19 protein-coding genes are annotated in these 19,774 nt (G+C 68.1%); 12 read left to right on the plus strand and 7 right to left on the minus strand.

Going from position 1 to position 19,774, the window contains the following annotated elements; translation table 11 throughout:
• Window positions 1-80 precede the first annotated feature (80 nt).
• Complete coding sequence (dinB, locus tag FFK22_RS24465; protein ID WP_221938821.1) at window positions 81-1,340, plus strand: DNA polymerase IV; 1,260 nt, start codon at window positions 81-83, stop codon at window positions 1,338-1,340.
• A gap of 3 nt (window positions 1,341-1,343) precedes the next feature.
• Here dinB and FFK22_RS24470 read toward each other — a convergent pair whose 3' ends face one another.
• A complete protein-coding gene (locus FFK22_RS24470) occupies window positions 1,344-1,805 on the minus strand; it encodes a hypothetical protein (RefSeq protein WP_138891109.1) in 462 nt (153 codons plus the stop codon).
• A 578-nt stretch (window positions 1,806-2,383) separates the two neighbouring features.
• Here FFK22_RS24470 and FFK22_RS24475 point away from each other — a divergent pair.
• Window positions 2,384-5,584, plus strand: a complete 3,201-nt coding sequence (locus FFK22_RS24475; RefSeq protein WP_186002627.1) for a M10 family metallopeptidase C-terminal domain-containing protein — start codon at window positions 2,384-2,386, stop codon at window positions 5,582-5,584.
• A 61-nt stretch (window positions 5,585-5,645) separates the two neighbouring features.
• Here the strand turns inward: FFK22_RS24475 and ligA are convergent, their stop codons facing one another.
• The 5 genes from ligA to FFK22_RS24500 form a co-directional block, all read right to left on the minus strand.
• On the minus strand, window positions 5,646-7,790 hold the full coding sequence (gene ligA, locus FFK22_RS24480; RefSeq protein WP_138891111.1) for an NAD-dependent DNA ligase LigA: 2,145 nt from the start codon (window positions 7,788-7,790) through the stop codon (window positions 5,646-5,648).
• Entirely contained in the window at window positions 7,787-9,550 is a 1,764-nt protein-coding gene (recN, locus tag FFK22_RS24485; protein WP_306770162.1) for a DNA repair protein RecN, read from the minus strand. Before recN ends, ligA begins: the two co-directional genes overlap by 4 nt.
• On the minus strand, window positions 9,471-10,301 hold the full coding sequence (locus tag FFK22_RS24490) for an outer membrane protein assembly factor BamD (protein ID WP_221938823.1): 831 nt from the start codon (window positions 10,299-10,301) through the stop codon (window positions 9,471-9,473). The genes recN and FFK22_RS24490 overlap by 80 nt, the downstream gene beginning before the upstream one ends.
• Window positions 10,302-10,442: 141 nt before the next feature.
• Window positions 10,443-11,408, minus strand: a complete 966-nt coding sequence (gene lpxC / locus FFK22_RS24495) for a UDP-3-O-acyl-N-acetylglucosamine deacetylase (protein ID WP_138891113.1) — start codon at window positions 11,406-11,408, stop codon at window positions 10,443-10,445.
• 398 nt (window positions 11,409-11,806) lie between these two features.
• Window positions 11,807-12,433 (minus strand): hypothetical protein, encoded by a 627-nt coding sequence (locus FFK22_RS24500; RefSeq protein ID WP_138891114.1) that lies wholly within the window; start codon window positions 12,431-12,433, stop codon window positions 11,807-11,809.
• Between the two features lie 232 nt (window positions 12,434-12,665).
• On the opposite strand from FFK22_RS24500, the gene FFK22_RS24505 reads away from it, so the two are divergent.
• The gene (locus tag FFK22_RS24505) at window positions 12,666-13,256 is read left to right on the plus strand and encodes a phage terminase large subunit (RefSeq protein WP_221938824.1); all 591 of its coding nucleotides are present in this window, start codon (window positions 12,666-12,668) and stop codon (window positions 13,254-13,256) included.
• Window positions 13,257-13,476: 220 nt separating this feature from the next.
• Here the strand turns inward: FFK22_RS24505 and FFK22_RS24510 are convergent, their stop codons facing one another.
• Complete coding sequence (locus tag FFK22_RS24510) at window positions 13,477-14,253, minus strand: LexA family transcriptional regulator (protein ID WP_138891115.1); 777 nt, start codon at window positions 14,251-14,253, stop codon at window positions 13,477-13,479.
• A 134-nt stretch (window positions 14,254-14,387) separates the two neighbouring features.
• On the opposite strand from FFK22_RS24510, the gene FFK22_RS24515 reads away from it, so the two are divergent.
• Genes FFK22_RS24515 through FFK22_RS24555 form a run of 9 tightly spaced genes read left to right on the plus strand, consistent with a single transcriptional unit; the run spans window position 14,388 to window position 19,773 of the window.
• Window positions 14,388-14,837 (plus strand): helix-turn-helix domain-containing protein, encoded by a 450-nt coding sequence (locus FFK22_RS24515; protein WP_138891116.1) that lies wholly within the window; start codon window positions 14,388-14,390, stop codon window positions 14,835-14,837.
• A gap of 41 nt (window positions 14,838-14,878) precedes the next feature.
• Window positions 14,879-15,310 (plus strand): DNA transposition protein, encoded by a 432-nt coding sequence (locus FFK22_RS24520; protein WP_138891117.1) that lies wholly within the window; start codon window positions 14,879-14,881, stop codon window positions 15,308-15,310.
• A complete protein-coding gene (locus FFK22_RS24525) occupies window positions 15,303-17,384 on the plus strand; it encodes a Mu transposase C-terminal domain-containing protein (RefSeq protein ID WP_138891118.1) in 2,082 nt (693 codons plus the stop codon). Before FFK22_RS24520 ends, FFK22_RS24525 begins: the two co-directional genes overlap by 8 nt.
• A complete protein-coding gene (locus tag FFK22_RS24530) occupies window positions 17,384-18,151 on the plus strand; it encodes an AAA family ATPase (RefSeq protein WP_186002629.1) in 768 nt (255 codons plus the stop codon). The genes FFK22_RS24525 and FFK22_RS24530 overlap by 1 nt, the downstream gene beginning before the upstream one ends.
• Complete coding sequence (locus tag FFK22_RS24535) at window positions 18,151-18,717, plus strand: hypothetical protein (RefSeq protein ID WP_138891120.1); 567 nt, start codon at window positions 18,151-18,153, stop codon at window positions 18,715-18,717. The genes FFK22_RS24530 and FFK22_RS24535 overlap by 1 nt, the downstream gene beginning before the upstream one ends.
• Window positions 18,701-19,042 carry an XRE family transcriptional regulator gene (locus FFK22_RS24540; RefSeq protein ID WP_138891121.1) on the plus strand — a complete coding sequence of 114 codons (342 nt, stop codon included), beginning with the start codon at window positions 18,701-18,703 and terminating at the stop codon, window positions 19,040-19,042. The genes FFK22_RS24535 and FFK22_RS24540 overlap by 17 nt, the downstream gene beginning before the upstream one ends.
• On the plus strand, window positions 19,035-19,268 hold the full coding sequence (locus FFK22_RS24545; RefSeq protein WP_138891122.1) for a hypothetical protein: 234 nt from the start codon (window positions 19,035-19,037) through the stop codon (window positions 19,266-19,268). Before FFK22_RS24540 ends, FFK22_RS24545 begins: the two co-directional genes overlap by 8 nt.
• Entirely contained in the window at window positions 19,265-19,576 is a 312-nt protein-coding gene (locus tag FFK22_RS24550) for a hypothetical protein (protein ID WP_138891123.1), read from the plus strand. The genes FFK22_RS24545 and FFK22_RS24550 overlap by 4 nt, the downstream gene beginning before the upstream one ends.
• Window positions 19,573-19,773 (plus strand): hypothetical protein, encoded by a 201-nt coding sequence (locus FFK22_RS24555; RefSeq protein ID WP_138891124.1) that lies wholly within the window; start codon window positions 19,573-19,575, stop codon window positions 19,771-19,773. The genes FFK22_RS24550 and FFK22_RS24555 overlap by 4 nt, the downstream gene beginning before the upstream one ends.
• Window position 19,774 lies beyond the last annotated feature (1 nt).

Below are 19,774 nucleotides of genomic sequence, written 5' to 3' on the forward strand. Positions count from 1 at the left end.
CCGATGGTGACGCCGCCAGCTTGACAATTTCATCCAGATGTTCTCTATATGTTCCTGACAATCCGCTTGGAGCCCCACAGGTGACGGTTGGGATCGACGCGACAGCCACCATCCTCCATGCGGATCTGGATGCCTTTTACGCGTCGGTCGAGCAGCTGCTCGACCCGTCGCTGCGCGGCCGGCCGATCGCGGTGGGCGGCGGGGTGGTGCTGGCCGCCTCCTACGAGGCCAAGGCTTTTGGCGTGCGCGGCGGCATGCCGGGCCGAAGGGCGCGCGAGCTGTGCCCGGGGCTGATCTTCGTCGGCGGGCATTTCAAGGAGTATCAGCGGCTGGGCGACGCCGCCATCGCGGTGCTGGGCGACTTCACGCCGCTGGTCGAGCGCATCTCGATCGACGAGGCCTTCGCCGACGTCGCCGGCTGCACCCATCTGTTCGGCCCACCGGACGAGATCGCCCGGACGATCCGGCGGCGGGTGCGGGCCGAGCTGGGCCTGCCGATCTCGATCGGCGTGGCGCGCACCAAGCATCTGGCCAAGATCGCCTCGCAGGTGGCCAAGCCGGACGGGCTGGTGGTCGTCGACCCCAAGGCCGAGCTGGCGTTCCTGCACGACCTGCCGGTCGAGCTGATGTGGGGCGTCGGCCCGGTCAGCAAGGCGCGGCTGGCCGACAGCGGCGTCCACACCATCGGCCAGCTGGCGGCGATGCCGGGAGGGTCGCTGGAGCGGCTGCTGGGCCACGCGGCCGGGGAGAAGCTGTCGGCGCTGGCCTGGAACCGCGATCCGCGGGCGATCGAGACGCGGCGGCGGTCGCATTCGGCCGGGGCGCAATCCGCACTCGGCCGGAAGCCGGCGGAGGAGCGGGTGTTCGTGCCGGCGCTGCGCCATCTGGCGGATCGGGTCGCCACCCGGCTGCGGGCCAAGTCCCGGCCCGGCCGGACGGTGACGGTGCGCGTCCGCTTCGCCGATCTGCGCTCGGTCACCCGCGCCGTGACGCTGGAAGCGCCGGTCTCGGCGACCACGATCCTGGCCGAGATCGCCGAGGAGCTGGTGCGCGGGGTGCTGGCGCAGCATCCCGGGGAGAAGACCATCTCGCTGCTGGCGATCTCGGTATCGCATCTCGAGGACCGGCCGCAGCTGCAGCTGGAGCTGCCGCTCGGCCTCGCCGACGAGCGGCGCCGGCCCGGTACTGGCAGGGGCCTGGCGCGCTGGAAAGCCGACCGGGCCGTCGACGCCATCCGCGAACGGTTCGGATGGCAGGCGGTCGGATACGGGTCGGTCGCGCTGAGCCCGTCGCATTCTGTCCCCGACGCCTTCCGCGAGCTGGCCGAGAAGGACCTCTGACCGTCACTGCGACGCGAGCCGGGTCGCCTCGGCGGCGAGCGGGTGGGTGGCGTAGGTCCGGGCGAAGTCGCGCCAGGCCTCGGCCGTGCCGGTGCGGCGGGCAGTGTCGAACGCGGCATAGACCGCGGCATCCGGGTCATTGGCCAATGGGTGCTCGTCCGGCGCGGGCCGCTGCTGCAGCCGTCGCCACGCCTCGTCCGCCAGGGCCGTCTCCGGATGCCGCGCGATGAAGCGGATCAGGGCCGCATTCGAACCGTCGTCGACTGCCCCGCGAAACTCCTGGGCGAGCACCGCCTCATCGTCCGGCGGCCGCGCCATGCCGGCCTGGGCGCTCAATATTCCCTGCTCCCGGAACTGCGGGGCGCCGCCGTCCCGGAGAACGGCGCCCCCCTGCGCCGACCAGGGCAACGCCACGAGCAACACGGACAGTGCAAAGCAGAGCGAGGGCCAGTTCTGGGCGTTCATCGGTCGCGGTTCCTTCGCGGACGCGCAGAGATGCTGGGGACCGCGCAAGACCGGCGGGCGACAGCAGTCGCTTTCTTCCACAAAAATATGGCGAATCCGAGGGTTCATTCGAACATTGATCTTCAGGAATTAAATCACCATCCGCTCCATCGGCGCATCAATTTACTCATACGATTGCCAAAGCCAAGCGACTTCTTACCCGCAATTGACATTATGAATAATTTTATGTATAATCGGCGAAGTAGGAAAATACTGTTTATCTTGGGATGCCTTACGATGCGGTAGGACCGGCGGCGGGGATAATCTTACGCACCAGGGCGGGATTGCAACATCTTCGCGACACAATCTCCTGACATGCTCAATTCGGGCCGAAGCACGCGGGCAAACGACGTGTTCGGACCTTGAACGATCGTGCCTTCAATCAAATAACAATCAACAAGAAGTTGCGGATCTTCACTCATAGGTTGCGGATCTTCACCACGTAGGGGAGACCCGGTATGAAATCGTCAAGTATCCTTGAATATGATGCCCTGTCGTCCGACGGTGATCTTCTCACCGATCCGATGGCATGGTCGTCGATGCGAAAATTGTCGCACGACCTGCTGTTCCACCAGACATTCGCCGACGCCTCCCGCCTGGACGCGGTCCTGGCCGGCCAAAACGGCGCGCTCGCGGACGCCATTCGCGCCGCGATCGGCGACCGGTCCGACGGATTCATAGTCCACAGCACCTCGGCTTCATCGAGCGCCGTCTCCGGAGCGCCGAAGCCGGAGGAGAATGGTTCCGGCGACGCCAGCGTGGCCGTGGCCGCGTCCGGCAACCAGAACATCGACGGCATCCTGGCCGGCGTCCGCTGGTCGGACGGCTTCATCACCTACAGCGATCCGGATGCGGTGAGCGACTACCAGGCCGGCCATCCGGAGGCGTTCAGCGGTTTCCACCAGATGACGGCGCAGCAGATGATCGCCGTCCATTTCGCGCTGAACTCCGCGATCTTCACGCAGCCCGTCGGCGCCAGCGGGTTCGGTGTCGAAGGCTTTACCAATCTCACCATCGACTATGCCGGCAGCGGTTCGGGCGCCGGCACGATCCGCGTCTGCAACACCACCAATCCCAGCACGGCCTACGCCTATTACCCGTCCAACCAGGTCTATGGCGGCGACGCCTTCTTCGGACCCAGCGGCGATCTGCCGACCGCCGGCAACTACGACTGGCACACCGTGATCCATGAGCTCGGTCATGCGCTGGGCCTGAAGCACGGCCAGGAGACCAACGTCTTCGGGGCGCTGCCGGCCAATGTCGATTCGCTCGAATTCTCGGTGATGACGTACCGCACCTTCATCGGCGACGACACCAGCGGCTACAATTACGAGACCTGGGGCGCGCCCCAGACCTTCATGATGCTGGATATCGCCGCGCTGCAATACATGTACGGCGCGGACTTCACCACCAACTCCGGCGACACGGTCTATACCTGGAGCCCGACCGCCGGCACGACCTTCGTCAACGGCAACGTCGCCATCGCTCCGGGCGGCAACCGCATCTTCGCGACGATCTGGGACGGCGGCGGCGTCGACACCTACGACCTGTCGAACTACACCACCAATATGAGCCTGGACCTGAACCCGGGCGGCTATTCCGTCTTCTCCTCGGCCCAGCAGGCCTATCTCGGCGGCGGACCGAACGGCGGCTATGCCCGCGGCAATATCTTCAACGCGCTGCTGTTCAACGGCGATTCCCGGTCCTACATCGAGAACGCCAATGGCGGCAGCGGCAACGACACCATCCAGGGCAATGCCATCAACAACGTCCTGAACGGCAATGCCGGCGCCGACACCATCAACGGCAACAGCGGCAATGATACCGTCAACGGTGGCGATGGGAACGACGTCCTGACCGGCGGCCTGGGCATCGACGTGGTCAATGGCGGCGCCGGCAACGACTGGATCGAGGGCGGCTTCTCCACCGACACCGTCGATGGCGGCGACGGCAACGACACCTTCTATGTCCGCGACGGCGAGTTCGGCGACAACACCACCGGCGGCGCCGGGATCGACACGCTCGACCTCAGCAACTACTCGTCGCGTGGATCGACCGTGAACCTGGCCTCCGGGACCTATGATTTCGTGGCCACCTTCGGCGGCCCCTACAGCATTTCCGGGGTCGAGAACGTCAACGGCACGCAGCTGGTCGACACGATCACCGGCGACGCCGCGGCCAATGCCCTCTACGGCAATGGCGGCAACGACAACATCCAGGGTGGCGCTGGGGCTGACTTCATCAGCGGCGGCAATGGCGACGACCTGATCCAGGGCGGCGCCGGCGACGACACGCTGACCGCAGGCGGCGGCAAGGACCAAATCTACGGCAATGACGGCAACGACCGCTTCTATATCGAGCAGGGGTGGAACGGCGGCATCGGCGAGGCCTTCTTCGGCGGCGCCGGAACTGACACCTTCGATGCCTCGACCGTGATCTTCGTCGGCTTCTCCGCCACCATCAACCTGCAGGACGGCGTCTTCACCGACAGCAATTTCCCCGGATATGAGATCTGGCTGTCGAGCGTCGAGAATGCGATCGGAACCGATGAGAACGACACCGTCACCGGCTCCGGCGAGAACAACGTCCTGACCCTCGGCGCCGGAAACGACAACGCCTGGGGGCTGGGCGGGAACGACACCATCTTCGGTGACGCCGGCGACGACATCATCCGCGGCGGCGCGGGAGCCGACGTGCTGAACGGCGGCGCCGGCACCGACCTTGTCACCTACTTCGACAGCGCGGTCGGAGTCTCGGTCAACCTCGCCACCGGCGTCGGCACCGGCGGTGACGCGCAGGGCGACACCCTGAGCGGGGTCGAGAATCTTTCCGGCAGCCAGGGCAATGACACCCTGGTCGGGAACGCCGGCGTCAACAACCTGCAGGGCAATAACGGCAACGACGTGCTCCGCGGCGGGGCGGGGGCCGACGCGCTCGGCGGCGGCGCCGGCACCGACACCGCCAGCTATTACGACAGCGCGGTCGGGATCGCGATCAATCTCACCGCCGGCACGGTCAGCGGCGGCGACGCCCAGGGCGACAACCTGGTCTCGATCGAGAACATCTCCGGCAGCCAGGGCAATGACACCCTGGTCGGGAATGCCGGTGCCAACACACTGCAGGGCTGGGGCGGCAACGACGTGCTCCGCGGTGTGGCCGGCGCCGACGTGCTCGACGGCGGTACCGGCACCGATACCGCCAGCTACTTCGACAGCGCGGTCGGGATCTCGATCAATCTCACCGCCGGGACGGCGGCGGGTGGCGACGCGACAGGCGACACCCTGATTGCGATCGAGAACATCTCCGGCAGCCAGGGGAATGACACCCTGGTCGGGAACGCCGGGGCCAACACGCTGCAGGGCTGGAACGGCAACGACGTCCTCGTTGGTGCGGGCGGCACGGATACGCTGTCCGGTGGCGCCGGGGCCGACCGCTTCGTCTATCAGGCGACGTCGGAGAGCCCGGTCGGGGTCAATGCCGACCTGATCACCGACTTCAGCCATGCCCAGGGCGACCGCATCGACCTGTCGGTGATCGACGCCAACAGCGGCGTCGCCGGCGACCAGGCGTTTACCTTCATTGGTGCCGGGCTCTTCACCGGCGTCGCCGGCCAGTTGCGCTATTCCATCGGCGGCGGCGTCACCACGGTTGCCGGCGACGTCAACGGTGACAGCGTCTCCGACTTCCACATCCGGCTGACCGGCGCGATCGCCCTCGTGGCCGCCGACTTCGTGCTGTAAGCCGAGCTGAAGACGTCTAGGAAACGGTTGTAACTCGCGAGGCCTGGAGGATGGTCGTCCTTCAGGCCTCGGTCTTGTCCGGCGCCCTCTCCTCCCCCGCCCCGCCGATCAGGTCGAGCCATTCCTGCTCGGTCAGGGTGGTGACGCCGAGTTCGCGCGCCTTGGCGGCCTTGGAGCCGGCATCGGCGCCGACCACGAGATAATCGGTCTTGCCGGAGACCGAGCCGGCGACCTTGGCGCCGAGCGATTCCGCCCGCGCCTTCGCCTCCGGCCGCGTCAGGGTCTCCAGCGTGCCGGTGAACACCACGGTCTTGCCGGCCACGGCGCTGGATGCGGCGCGCGGCCGCACGAAATCCTCGATCGTCAGCTGCGCCGCCAGATCGTCCAGCACTGTCCGGTTGTGCTCCTCGGCGAAGAAGGCCAGCAGGTCGTCGGCCACCGACGGGCCGATCTGGTCGATCGCGGTCAGGTCGCGATACGCCTCGCTTTCATGATCCTGCGCCGCCTCCATGCCGGCCCGCCAGGCCGCGAAGCTGCCGTAGTGCCGGGCCAGCAGCTTGGCCGTCGCCTCGCCCACCTGACGGATGCCGAGGGCGTAGATGGCGCGGTCGAGCGGGATGGTCCGCCGGGTCTCGATCGCCTCGAACAGCTTCTGCGCGCTCTTCGGCCCCCAGCCCTCGCGGTTGCGCAGCGGCGTCAGGCTGGCCTTGTCCTGCTGCTCCAGCCGGAAGATGTCGCCCGGCGTCTTGATCAGCCCGTCGGCGTGGAAGGCGCGGATGTGCTTGTCGCCCAGCCCTTCGATGTCGAAGGCGTTGCGCGACACGAAATGGCGCAGCCGCTCCACCGCCTGGGCCGGGCAGATCAGGCCGCCGGTGCAGCGGCGGATGGCGCCGCCCTCCTCCCGCACCGCCAGGCTGCCGCATTCCGGGCAGTGATCGGGAAAGACGTACTCGACCGCGCCTTCGGGGCGGCGCTCCAGGATCACCTGGACGATCTGCGGGATGACGTCGCCGGCGCGCTGCACCACCACCGTGTCGCCGATGCGCACGTCCTTGCGCCGGATCTCGTCCTCATTGTGCAGCGTGGCGTTGGAGACGACGACCCCGCCGACGGTGATCGGCTCCAGCCGCGCCACAGGGGTCAGCGACCCGGTGCGGCCGACCTGGATGTCGATCGCCTTCAGCACCGTCTGCGCCTGCTCGGCCTTGAACTTGTGCGCCGTGGCCCAGCGCGGCGCCCGGCTGACGAAGCCGAGCCGCTCCTGCCAGTCCAGCCGGTTCACCTTGTAGACCACGCCGTCGATGTCGAAGGGCAGCTCGGCCCGCAGCGCCCCGATCTCGTCGTAATAGGCCAGCAGCTCCTCGGCGCTGTGGCACAGGCGCGACGGCTCGTTCAGGCGGAAGCCCCAGGCGGTGAAGCGCTTGCGGATCTCCTCGATGGTCTTGCCCAGCGGCGCCGACACCTCGCCCCAGGTGTAGCCGAAGAAGCGCAGCGGCCGCGACGCGGTGATCGTGGGGTCGAGCTGGCGCAGGCTGCCGGCCGCGGAGTTGCGCGGATTGGCGAAGATCGGCTCGCCCGCCTCGGCCCGGCGGGCGTTCAGCGCCGCGAAGTCGCTGCGGTCCATATAGACCTCGCCGCGGATCTCCAGCACCTCCGGCGCGTCGCCCTTCAGGCGCTGCGGCACGTCGTCGATGGTCTTGACGTTGGCGGTGACGTCCTCGCCCTCGCTGCCGTCGCCGCGGGTCGCGGCCTGGACCAGCCGCCCCTTTTCGTAGCGCAGCGAGCAGGACAGGCCGTCGATCTTCGGCTCGGCCATGATCGCGACGGCGCGCTCCGGGTCGTCGCGTAGCTCCTTGATGAAGGAGCGGACCGAGCTGAGGAAGTCGTGCACGTCCTCCGGGGTGAAGGCGTTGCCGAGCGACAGCATCGGGATGGCGTGGCGGATCTTCCTGAAGCCGCCGGCGGGCGCCGCACCGACCTTGGCCGAGGGGCTGTCCGGGCGGATCAGCTCGGGATACAGCACCTCCAGATCGGCATTGCGCCGGCGCAGCGCGTCGTACTCCGCATCCGAGACCGTCGGCGTGTCGTGCTGGTGATAGGCGACGTCATGGCCCGCGATCTCCTTGGCCAGGGCCTCCAGCTCCGCCGCCGCCTCCTCCGGCGTCAGCGCATCGACCGGCCGGCCGCGCAGATCCTGGTCGCTCATTCCCGCCTCCCCAGCAGGCTGTCCGCCGCCGCGCGCGCCTCTGCCGTGATCTTCGCCCCGGACAGCATCCGCGCGATCTCCTCACGCCGCTCCTCGGCGGTCAATCCCGCCACCTGGGTGACGACGCTGCCGCCGCGGTCGGCCTTGCGCACCTGCCAGTGATGGTCGGCGCGGGCGGCGACCTGCGGGCTGTGGGTCACCACCAGCACCTGCACCTGGTGGCCGAGGCGCTTCAGCCGCTCGCCCACCGCATCGGCGACGGCGCCGCCGATGCCGGCATCGACCTCGTCGAAGATCATCGACGGCAGGGTGCCGGGCGTGCCGCGCTGATGCACCAGCACCACCTTGATCGCCAGCATGAAGCGCGCGAGCTCGCCGCCCGAAGCGATCTTGCCGATCGGCCCGGGCGGGCTGCCCGGATTGGCGGCGACCAGGAAGGTGACGCGGTCGAGCCCGGCCGGGCCCCACTCCGCTTCCGCCAGCCGCTCGACCTCGGTGACGAAGCGGGCGCGCTCCATCTTCAGGGGCGGCAGCTCGGCCTTCACCCCGGCGTCCAGCTTGGACGCCGCCTTGCGCCGGGCCTTGGACAGCGCCTCGCCGGCCTGGACATAGGCGGCGCGGGTCTCGGCGGCCGCCGCGGCCAGGCGCGCCAGCACCGCCGCCCGGTCCTCGACCAGCGCCAGACGCTCGGCGAATTGCCGGCGCAGCTCGGGCAGCGCCTCTGTCTCCACCCCGTGCTTGCGGGCCAGGGAGCGCAGGGCATAGAGCCGGTCCTCGAGCCGTTCCAGCTCGCCGGCGTCGAGATCGATATCGGCGGAGAAACGCTCGATCGCAGTCGTGGCCTCCGCCGCCTCGTCCAGGGCGCGGCCGAGCTGGTCCAGGATCGGGTCGAGGCGGCCGGCGGCGCGATCGGCGATGCGCTGCAGCGCCCGCTGCGCCGCCACCAGCGCGCGCTCGGCGCCGCGGTCGCCGGACAGCTCGGACAGGGCGGCGGTGACGCCCTCCATCACCTTCTCGCGATGCTGCAGCAGGGCGCGGCGCTCGGCCAGCTGCGCCTCCTCCCCCGGCTCCGGCGCCAGCGCCTCCAGCTCCTCGACCGAATGGCGCAGGAAGCCTTCCTCGGCCTGGGCCCGCTCGGCCTCGGCCAGCGCGTCCTCCTGCCGGTGCAGGGCGCCGCGCCAGGCATCCCAGGCTTTGGCGCAGGCCGCGGCCAGCGCCTCGGCGGCGGCATAGGCGTCGAGCACTTCGCGATGGGTCCGGGGGTCGAGCAGACCCTGGGTGTCGAACTGCCCATGCACCTCGACCAGCCCGGCGCCGATCTGGCGCAGGAGGCCGATCGACACCGGCTGGTCGTTGACGAAGGCGCGGCTGCGGCCATCGGCGCCGACGCTGCGGCGCAGCACCAGCGCGTCGTCGACCGGCAGGTCCTGCCCGGCCAGCAGCGCCTTCACCGGATGGTCGTCGGGCAGCAGGAACTCGGCGCTGACGGTCGCAGCCTCGGCGCCGTGCCGCACCAGCCCGGAGTCGCTGCGGCCGCCGAGGGCGAGGCCGAGCGCGTCGAGCAGGATCGACTTGCCGGCCCCGGTCTCGCCGGTCAGCGCCGACAGGCCTTCGGCAAAGCCAAGCGAGAGCTGTTCGATCAGAACCACATTCCTGATCGAAAGTCCGGCGAGCATGGGATCAGAGGATCGACCCGAGGGTGCGGTCGAAGAAGTCCTTGTCGTCGGGCGGGCGGATGCCGGACCCGGTGAGCAGGACATAGGCGTCCTGGTACCAGGGGTCGCCCGGGTAGTTGTGGCCGAGCACCGCCGCGACGTGCCGCGCCTCGTCCTTCAGGCCGAGCGCGACATAAGCCTCGACCAGCCGCTCCAGCGCCTCCGGCACCTGGCTGGTGGTCTGCCAGTTCTTGACCACGCTGCGGAAGCGGTTGATGGCGGCGTTGTACTCGCCGCGCTTCAGGTAGAAGCGGCCGATCGCCATGTCCTTGCCGGCGAGCTGGTCATAGGTCAGGTCCAGCTTCAGCTTGGCGTCGCGGGCGTAGTCGCTGTCCGGGAAGCGGGTGATGACGTCGTTCAGCGCGCTCGTCGCCAGCTGGGTGATGCGCTGGTCGCGCTCCACATCCGAGATCCGGTCGTAGTAGCACAGCGCCTTCAGATAATAGGCGTAGGCCAGTTCCTCGCTGCCCGGATGCAGGCTGATGAAACGGTCCAGCGCCACGATCGCGCCGTCATAGTCGCCGCGCTGGTAGCTGGAATAGGCCGACATCAGCTGGGCCTTGGTCGCCCAGGTCGAATAGGGGTGCTGCCGCTCGACCTCGTCGAACCGGGACGACGCCGTCTTGAAGTCCCGTTCGTCGAAGGCCTGCTGCGCCTGGGAATAAAGCGCCTCCGGCGGCTGGTCCGCGGCCGGCGTCGGAGTGTCGGAGGAGGAACCGCCGCAGGCGGTGAGGAGAACGGCCGGCAGGACGAGCCCGACCCGCGCCAGGTGGCGAAACTGCAGACGCTTGTTCACTCGATCATCGCCTTCGGTTCTGTCCGGGCCCCTATATACCCACCCCGAACGCGAATGGCGAGACGCCTTCCCGCGGGCAGACGTACGTCGCCCCTCGACGCTTCAGCGAAGAGGGGCGAGACGGCGGCAAGCGGAACGGGATCAGGCCGCGTTGGCGGTGGGCAGCGCGGCGGCGGCCGGCGCGGACCGGGCCCAGGGCTCGATCGCGGTTTCGGCGCCGAAGCTGGTGTCGTAGCACCAGGCGGTGTCGTCGGCGAACAGGGCCCGCAGCAGCTGGTTGTTCAGCGCGTGGCCGGCCTTGTAGCCGTGGAAATGGCCGAGGATCGGGGCGCCGGCGAGATACAGGTCGCCGATCGAATCGAGGATCTTGTGGCGCACGAACTCGTCCTCGTAGCGCAGGCCCTCGGCGTTCATCACCCGGTCGCCGCTGACCACGATCGCGTTCTCCAGCGACCCGCCGAGCGCGAGACCGTGGCGGCGCAGCGCCTCGACCTCCTGGGCGAAGCCGAAGGTGCGGGCGCGGGCGATCTCGGTCTTGAAGTTGCCGTTCGCCAGCCGGATCAGGCCTTCCTGATGCGCGATGGCGCGGCTCTGGAATTCGATCTCGAAGCTGAAGGTGGTGCTGGCCGACGGCGTCAGCCGGGCCCAGCGGTCCTCCGCCGTGACCTCGACCGGGCGCAGCACGCGGATGCTGCGGCGCAGCGCCGGCTGGCTGACCAGCCCGGCGCATTCGACCAGGAACACGAAGGGGGCGGCGCTGCCGTCCATGATCGGCACTTCCGGGCCGTTCAGCTCGACCACGGCGTTGTCGACGCCGCAGCCGCGCAGCGCGGCCATCAGATGCTCGATGGTGCCGACGGTGACGCCCTGGGCGTTGCTGATGACGGTGCACAGACGGGTGTCCGACACCTTGTCCCAGCGCGCGCTGATGCTGCGCCGGCCCTGGGGGACGTCGGTGCGCACGAAGACGATGCCGGTGTTGATCTCGCCAGGGCGCAGCACCATGGTGACGTCCTGGCCGCCATGCAGGCCGACGCCGGTGCACTTGATCGCGGTCTTCAGCGTCTTCTGCGTTGCCGCGCCCGATTCCGCCGAGAGATGAGCCACGATGGGGGTGTCCTTCGCTTCGCTTTACATGCACTTCGCGACGCAAAGTGCTGACAAGGCTTCCCTTTCGGGACGAAGGCACCCTAGACCCCTCGGCCGGCAAGCAAAAATCACACTTTGTTTCGGACTGTTACGTGCCGGCGTTCGGGTTGAGACCGGACCGTGCAAGCGCCTCCAACCTCTCCCATCCCTTGACCGTCATTCCCGCGAAAGCGGGAATCTCTTCCCGGTCCAAGCGTGACGAGATCCCCGCTTTCGCGGGGATGACGGGGTTTTTATAGGACGGCGGGCGCGCGGACGCGCGCAGCCTCCCCCCCTCCTGCAAGGAGGGAGTGTGGAAGGCTGCGTTCGTTGGTGCTGAAAGTGGGCGGACGGGTGAGCTGCAACGCGCGGCGGACTTATCCCGTGTCCGATGGCCTGGGCTTGCGCCTGCGGCCGGAGGCCGAGTCGGGCTTCGGCGGGTCCGCAGGCGGATCGTCGTCGTCCGGCAGGAAGCCCAGTTGCTCCATGGCCTCGTCCGCCATCTCGAGCCAGCGCTCGACCCGCACCGGCAAGCCCCAGCGCCGGCACAAGGCCGCCACCGCGACCGGAGCCCGGCTGGCTTCGATCAGCTCCGCCACCTCCGGCCGCTCCAGTTGCTCGCGCACCTCGGCGACGCGGCGAGCGATCTCCGCATTGTCCTTCGACGCCTCGTAAGCGGCCGCCATCAGCGCCAGCTTCACCCGCAGATCGTGAAAGTCCTCCTGCGCCGCCTCCCGCTTCGCCGCGGTCTTGCGCTTCTCCTTGTCCTCCTGGGACAGCTTGCCCTTGAGCAGCAGGGTCAGCCGCACCGCGCGCGAGATGGTGGCAATCCGCTGGCTATAATCGACGCCGGGCTGCGGCGCCTGCAGCGCTTCCTGCTGCGTCGCCCGGGCGATCGACATCTGGATCTCGACCAGCTCCGCCAGCACGCACAGATCCGCCGCCCTCTCCTCCTGGGGATTGGGCGGGACCTCTGATGTCTGGTCGGTCTGCGTCTTGTTCATGGAACATAGCATGAACATGATGACGGGTTAATACAAGGGTACAATGTGTTAACCGATTCCGCCCCATGCCGGCACAGGCAGCGGCGGCCGGATCGCCCGATCGAATGTTCCCTATTTGTTCTTGACGCGACGCCGCATAACGCCGCATAATTCCGGCAGAGTCGAAGAGTTGCGCCCGCTCGGCCCCGCCGCGGCGGGCTTTCTTTTACGCGAGGTCGGGATGCGGATGGATATGACGGGGAGCAGGCTGGTCTGGAGCGATGTCGCCGGGCAGCTTCACAGCGACGCCGGGGCGGCGGCCCTCTTCGCCCGCTTCGATCACGACAACGCCAGGAGGCGGGCTCGTGAGATGTCGAAGAGGCCCGAAACCCTGATCCTGTGCTTCGAGACAGCAGCCAGGCGGCGGCGACGGGGAGAGCCCCTGCCCGAGCCGATGCGCCGGCTGACCGGCGCGACCGAGGCCCAGCTGTCCCCAGGCGCCGCCACCGGCCGCGCCGCGGCCGACCGGCTGGGGCTGGAACAGGCGTATCGGGACTACCGCGACCTGGACGAATCGCCGGCCGCCCTGCCGCCGTCCGCTCTCGCGCCCGTGTTCGACCCGCTGCTGCAGCCGTCCCGCTACAAGGGCGCCTATGGCGGCCGCGGCTCGGGCAAGTCGCACGCCTTCGCCGAGCTGCTGGTGCGGCGCTGCATCGAGGCGGCGCCGGTGCGGGCGGTGTGCATCCGCGAGGTGCAGCGCTCGCTCGACCAGTCGGTGAAGCGGCTGATCGAGGACAAGATCCAGGCGCTGGGCGTGGGCAGCCATTTCCGGGTGCAGGTATAGGGGGGTGATCGGATTGGCAGAGAGGGATGAGATAAAATTCGTCCCTAAGTGCCGGTGATCAAACACAAATTCGTCCCAACGGATCCCGTGGCGGTTTGGCACGGAGTGCGCAGGAATGAGAGGATCGGGCGCGCGAATTGGCAGGGAACGGTGAGAAATCGGATGCTATCGGCGGAGAGCGTGCTCGATCGCCAATATGGAGCCGACGTCTCGTCGAACTTCAGCGAGCCAAGCCGCCGTGCCAGACGACGAGACCAACCACATTGATGCGATTGGCCTCATTTGCCGGCAGTTCTTGCGCGGGGTAGTTGCTGTTATCCGAAACGATTTTTAGCGCCTGAGTCTGCAAATCCCTATACAGCCGCTTCACCATCAGGTCGCCCTCATAGCTGAAGCAATAGATCCCATGATCTTTGACTCGCTCGACACTGGTGTCGATGATCAGTACGTCTCCATGAGAGATTTTGGGGTGCATGCTGTCGCCGTGGGCCTGCATGCAGATCAGTACTTCCGGCGGCCTCCGGAGGGTCCGCCACAGGAATTCGGCATCGAATAGAAGGTCGGCAGAGAGCCCTTCGTGTCGCACGGCGAGGCCCGGTCCGGCTGACGCACGAGGCGCATAGAGAGGAAGTCGCACGTAGACCTTGCCGGGCTCGTCATCCAGCCCGAACGCGGCCAATCCTGCCGGAGTGGTTGCCGGCACCAGTATAGGAACGGCGCCCAGAGATAATCCGTAGGCGCGCCCGTCAATGGGAGCCATGGGGAGCGTGGCCGCCGCCGCCGGCGCATGCGCAGTGAACATCTCGCCTTGGCCTGCGAGTATCCAATTCGCGCTGCAGCCGAGTTCGATGAGGCGCTGGAGCGTGTCGCCGCTTGGTAGGCTCCCCGTCAGCTCCAGCCTCTGCCAGGAGCTTTCGCCGAGCTGCAGCGCGTCTGACATCGACTTCTGCGTCTTCCCGAGGGCTTCGCGCAGTTGGCGAAGCCTGTCGGCGACCATTCGATCAGCCAATCTTCCTCACCCCAACCTTGGCATACGCCTGAGCGGCTGCGCTCATGCGCCAAAGATACAAATTTCTCTGCAAATTCAGATAGTTATATTGGCGCTGACAAAAAGATGCCCGAAATCGAACATTGGCATCGATTTCTGAGTTGAGAGGCATCGTTCTCGATGCCATATTCGTTGTCATGCCAATCGCACCCGCAATCATCATGCCCCCAAAAAATCCCGCCATCCGGCGGGAAGACATTCCCCTGGACCCGACTCGGCGACGAGTCTGGATACAGGGCGAGCTGCGCCTGATTGGGAGCAGCCTCACCGCTGTTGCGGCCTCGCTTGGTGTTTCGCGCCAAGCCGTGGGGCAGGCGTTGCTGGTCCCGAGCGAGCGGATCGAGCAGGCCATCGCAGATGAGTTGGGCCTGCCCGTCTCCTGGCTTTTCCCTGACCGGTTCGGCGCCGACGGGCAGCGCATCCCCAACACCAGGCCGGCGAACCGTATCACGGCACAGAACGAGCGGCGAACGTCAAAAGCCGACCTCGATCTGCACATCGTTTCCTGTGTGTCGACCGAGGGGAGCTGCTAATGGCTCGCCAGCGGACGGCTAGAGACCCCAACCAGCCCAGCTTGCTCGACTGGCGGCCAGCTGAGGTCGTCCGGCGCTTTGCCGCGGACCTGATCCGCTCTGCAAGCTTGGCCGCGCGCCTGTGCCGGGGTCTCAAGCTGGCCTTGGCCGATAGCGAGATGAGCCGGGCCGACGTAGCCTCCAGGATGTCCGACTACCTCGGTGAAACCGTCACCGAGGCGATGCTCAATGCGTATGTCTCGGAAGCCCGCGGGCAGCACGTCATCAATGCCGTGCGCCTCCTCTCATTTCTCGCCGTCACGCAGGACCCGCGCCCTCTGAACGCCCTTCTGGACGAGATGGGCTGGGTCGTGATCGACAAGAAGTATCTCCCGTGGATCGAGGTCGGCATGCTGCGGGAGCAGCGTGAGAGGCTGGACCGGGACATCGACTTCGCTCGCCGTCGCGCAGCGCTGGGGATCAGCCGTGACTGAGGCCTGGTTCACCGCGAAAGCGCTCGCCGGCATGGGGCTGCCAGGCCTGTCGAGCGACTTCTCCACTATCATTCGGCGAGCCAAGCGAGAGAGCTGGCCGGCCCGCGAGCGCCAGGGGCGCGGCGGTGGCCGGGAGTACCCGATCTCTGCCTTGCCGACTTCTGCGCGGACCGCCCTGGCACGTCGGGCTCTGCAGGTGCCGATGGCGGTGCCCGCGCCTCAGCCGATCGCCCCGGTTCGCGCAGAGCATCTGAAAATCTGGCAGCGCACCGCGATGGATGCTCGTGCGGAGTTGGTGGCCGAGGTCGTGCGGCTACAAGCGGCCCTGCAGATGTCCCGGAGCCAGGCGGCGGCGCTATTGGCCGAGCAGGCGCAGTCGGGCGCCCTGCGTCCAGATCTGACTGAGGCAGCGCGGGCTGCCAACGCCCGGACCGGCGCGTCTGGCGCGCGGACTCTGTCTTACCGGTCCCTGATGCGCTGGTGCGAGGCGGCGGATGCCGCCGGCGCCGTCGCACTGGCCCCTCGCGAGGCTGCACCCGCTCGGCCGGTGGTCCCGGAATGGGTGCCTCCGTTCTGGCGCCTGTGGGCGCAGCCGCAGAAATGGTCGATCGCCCATTGCCTGGAGCGACTCGGCGAGGCGCTGCCAGCCAACGTCGCGGCGCCGAGCTACGACCAGGTCAAGCGTTTCCTCCGCCAGATGTCGGTGATCGACCGCAACCGCGGCCGGGTCGGGCCGCGCCAGCTCAAGACGATGAGGGCTTACGTGACCCGCGATTTCGGCGACCTCTGGCCTACCGCGATCTATGTCGCGGACGGCCACACCTTCGACGCCGAGATCGCGCACCCGATCCACGGCCAGCCGTTCCGGCCCGAGGTGACCGTGGTTATCGATGTCGCCACCCGCGCGATCGTGGGCTGGTCGATCGGCATCGTCGAGAACACCTGGGGCGTTGCCGATGCCCTGCGGCACGCCTGCGAGACCTGGGGCGTGCCGGCGCTGTGGTACGTCGACCGCGGCAAGGGCTTCAACAATGCCTATTTCGACGGCCCTCACACCGGCTTCCTGGCCCGGCTCGGCGTCCACAAGGAAAACTCGCTCCCCTACAGTTCCCAGGCCCGCGGCGTGGTCGAGCGCGTCCACCAATCCTGTCTCGTCCGCGCAGCGAAAGAACTGCCGACCTATATCGGCGCGAAGATGGACGAGGAGGCGAAGCACCGCGTCCACAAGCTGACTCGCGCTGACATCAAGATGATCGGCCGGTCCCGGCTGCTGATGTCCTTCGACGACTTTCGAGAGTACGTCGGCGCCCAGGTGGCAGCCTACAACGGCCGGCGCCACAGCGAGCTGGGCATGTCGCCCCTCGACCGCTGGGAGAAGCTGTTCCGCGACCAGCCGGACACGATGATCGACCGGCTGGCGCCCGAGGAGGCGGTGGATCTGTTCCGCCCGACCGTCGAGCGCGTCGCCCGCCGCGGCCAGGTCGAGCTGTGGACCAACATCTACTTCCTGCGCGACCTGGAGCATCACCATGGCGAGACCGTGCAGGTCGGGTTCGATCTGCACGATGCCAGCCAAGTCTGGGTGCGCGACCAGGCTGGGCGCCTGATTGGCATCGCCAAGCTCGACGGCAACAAGGTGCCGTTCATGCCGGTGGTCACCCGCGCGGAGCGGGAACAGCAGATCCGCACCAAGGGCCGGCGCGATCGCTTGAACCGCGATCTGGCCGTTGTCGAGGCCGAGCTGAATGGCGGGCCGCCGCTGATCGAGCACGCGCACCGCACGACGGTGGACGAGTTCTTCCTGGACGCCGCGCGCCAGCAGCTCGACGCGATGGAGGCCGTTAGCGCGGCGCCGACACCTGCTGCCGCTAACGCCGGGGAGGCGACGACGCGCCCGATCTTCGGCACCGATCACGACTTCGCCGCCTGGCTGGCTGTCAATCCCCGCCTGGCGACGTCCACCGACCTGGCATGGCTCAAGCCCCGCCTGGCCGACCCCCACTTCCTGCTGCTGCTCGACGCCTGCTCGATCGACGTCGAGGCGCTGAATTCCCTGTGCAGAGAGGCCGCCTGATGAAGCCCGTGTTTATCCCGAAAGTCTCCAACGTCATGGCCTGGCTGGGCGCCTTCAATGCGCTCAAGAACCGCGGCGCATCGGAAAGCTGCCTGATGCTGGTGGACGGCGAGCCCGGCCTCGGCAAGACCGGGACGGCGGTCTGGTGGGGCGTTCAGAACCAGGCGATCCATGTCCGCGCCAAGCAAGGCTGGACCCATAGCTGGTGCCTGCGGGACATGTATGCCGCTGCCACGGGCCGGCCGTCCCAGACCCGCGACACGGCGAAGCTGTTCGAGGCAGTGGTGGCGGCGCTGACGGCGCGTCAGGCGCAGGCGGCCCGCTTGGGGCACGCCACCACCGTGATCCTGATCGACGAGGCTGACCACGCCGTCGCCGCCGGCCGGGACGTGGTCGAGGGCATCCGCGACATCACCGACCACCTGGAGATCCCGACCGTGCTGGTGGGCATGGACCGGATCAGGAAGCGGCTGGACCGGTATCCGCAGGTGGCCTCGCGCATCAGTCAGAAGGTCGAGTTCAAGCCGCTGTCCCTCGATGACGTGCGGTCGGTCATCTCCGGCATCAGCGAGGTCGAGGTCAAGGATGACCTCGTCGCCTACACGCACCGCGCCAGTGGCGGCTATATCCGCGAGCTGAAAGAGGCGGTGGCGGCGATCGAGCGCTTCGGCTTACGCCAGGCGGGCGCCCCGGTCGGCGTCGAGGCGATGCGCGGCCAGGTGCTGCTGCACAGCCGCGACACCGGCGCGCCGGTGGTGGTGGCCTGATGCGCGCGCTGCTGGATGCGCTGGCCGAGCCCGGCACCTGCGTCACCATCGACCAGCTGCCGGGGCTGCTCGGCAAGAGCTACCGCGATGCCTGCACCGACTTGCGGCGCGCCTATGCGGCCGGACTGATCGAGCGCGCATCGGAGGGATGCTACCGGCTGACCGAGCGCGGTCGGTCGGAAGACGTCGAGCCCCTGATGGTGATCACGGCGCCGACCTGCGTCGGCGGAGCTTGGGACGCCACGGAGCGGACCCGGATCTGGGCAGCGATGCGGCAGCTCGGCCGGTTCTGCCGCGCCGACCTCGCCGCAGCCGTCGCGCAGCCGGACAGCGATCGAAGGGCGCTGGAGAGTTCAACCCGCCGCTATATCGCCCAGCTGGTTGCCGCTGGCTATCTCGTGCCGCTGACCGGCCGGGTCAGGGTGGCTGCCCATCCCAATACCGGCCAGAAGCGCTATCGCCTGGTCCGCGACACCGGCCCTACCAGCCCGCTGGTGCGGCGAGACGGGTCCATCTTCGACCGCAACCTGGGCCGCGTGGTGACCGCCAATGTCCAGGCCGATTGACCCCGCTGTGGTGGCGTTGCTGCGCGCCGAGACATCCCGGCGCGGCAGCATCCGGGCCGTGGCCGATGTCATCGGCCGCAGCCGCACCGCGGTGTCCCTGGCCCTCTCGGGCAAATACCCGGCCGCCGACACCAGCCGGTTCGAGGCGGCGGTGCTGGCCGCCCTCGACCAGGTCGAGTGTCCGTTCCTGGCCGAGCGCGTGCAGCGGGACCGCTGCCGTTTGGCGCTCGATCCCTGTCCTACCCACGCCCCGCATGCCGCTGCCCATTGGCGCGCCTGCCAAACCTGCCCCAACAAGCCCCAGGAGGAGAGATCCCGTGGTTAAGTTGCTGTCGCCCTTGTCCCGCGAGCTGCATTCGATGCGGCGCAAGCTGGACACCCGCCTCAGTTCCCGCCAGCCGCTGAGCGAGGCCGAGGTGAAGCGGATGATCGAGCTGATCGGCATCATGGAGGTCGAGGCCGCCGCGCTTGAAAGCCGGCCGACGGTCGCCGTGTCAGAGAAGACGCTCGACCTGGCCCGCCGTCTCGAAGCCGCGGGGATCGTTCCGTGACGGCCCGCCTCATCGGCCGCGAGGTCAGCTTCGCGCTGGCTGGCCACGGCACCGTGCGCGGCATCGTTCAGACCTATCGGCAGCTGCGAGGCAATCGCTATGCCGTGACGGCGACGAATGGCAACGAGACTCTGTCCGGCATCGTCGACGTCACTCCCGAAGGAGAGGTCGCAACCGTGATCGACGACGGCACGGCCGACCGGATCGCCCAGGCGATCCTGGACGGACGCTCGGTGCGGATGCCGATCGGGCGGCAGATGCATGCGCTCGCTGCCGCCTGGCTGAGCCGGCGGGGAGCGCGGCCATGAACACCGGCCTCCTGATCCTGGGGGTCTGGCTGGCCGGGTTGTCCGGTCTCGTCGGCGGCCTCGCTTGGCATGCCTACTGGCTGCACGGCGTCCGCGTGATCACGCGGCAGTTCATCGCCGAGACCCTGATCCTGATCGCTCTCCTGTCCATCGTGCTCTACGGCCCGCATTTCGTGGGCCTGGGCACCCCGAATTGAG

It is taken from the genome of Mycobacterium sp. KBS0706, from assembly GCF_005938675.2.
GTDB lineage: Bacteria > Pseudomonadota > Alphaproteobacteria > DSM-16000 > Inquilinaceae > Inquilinus.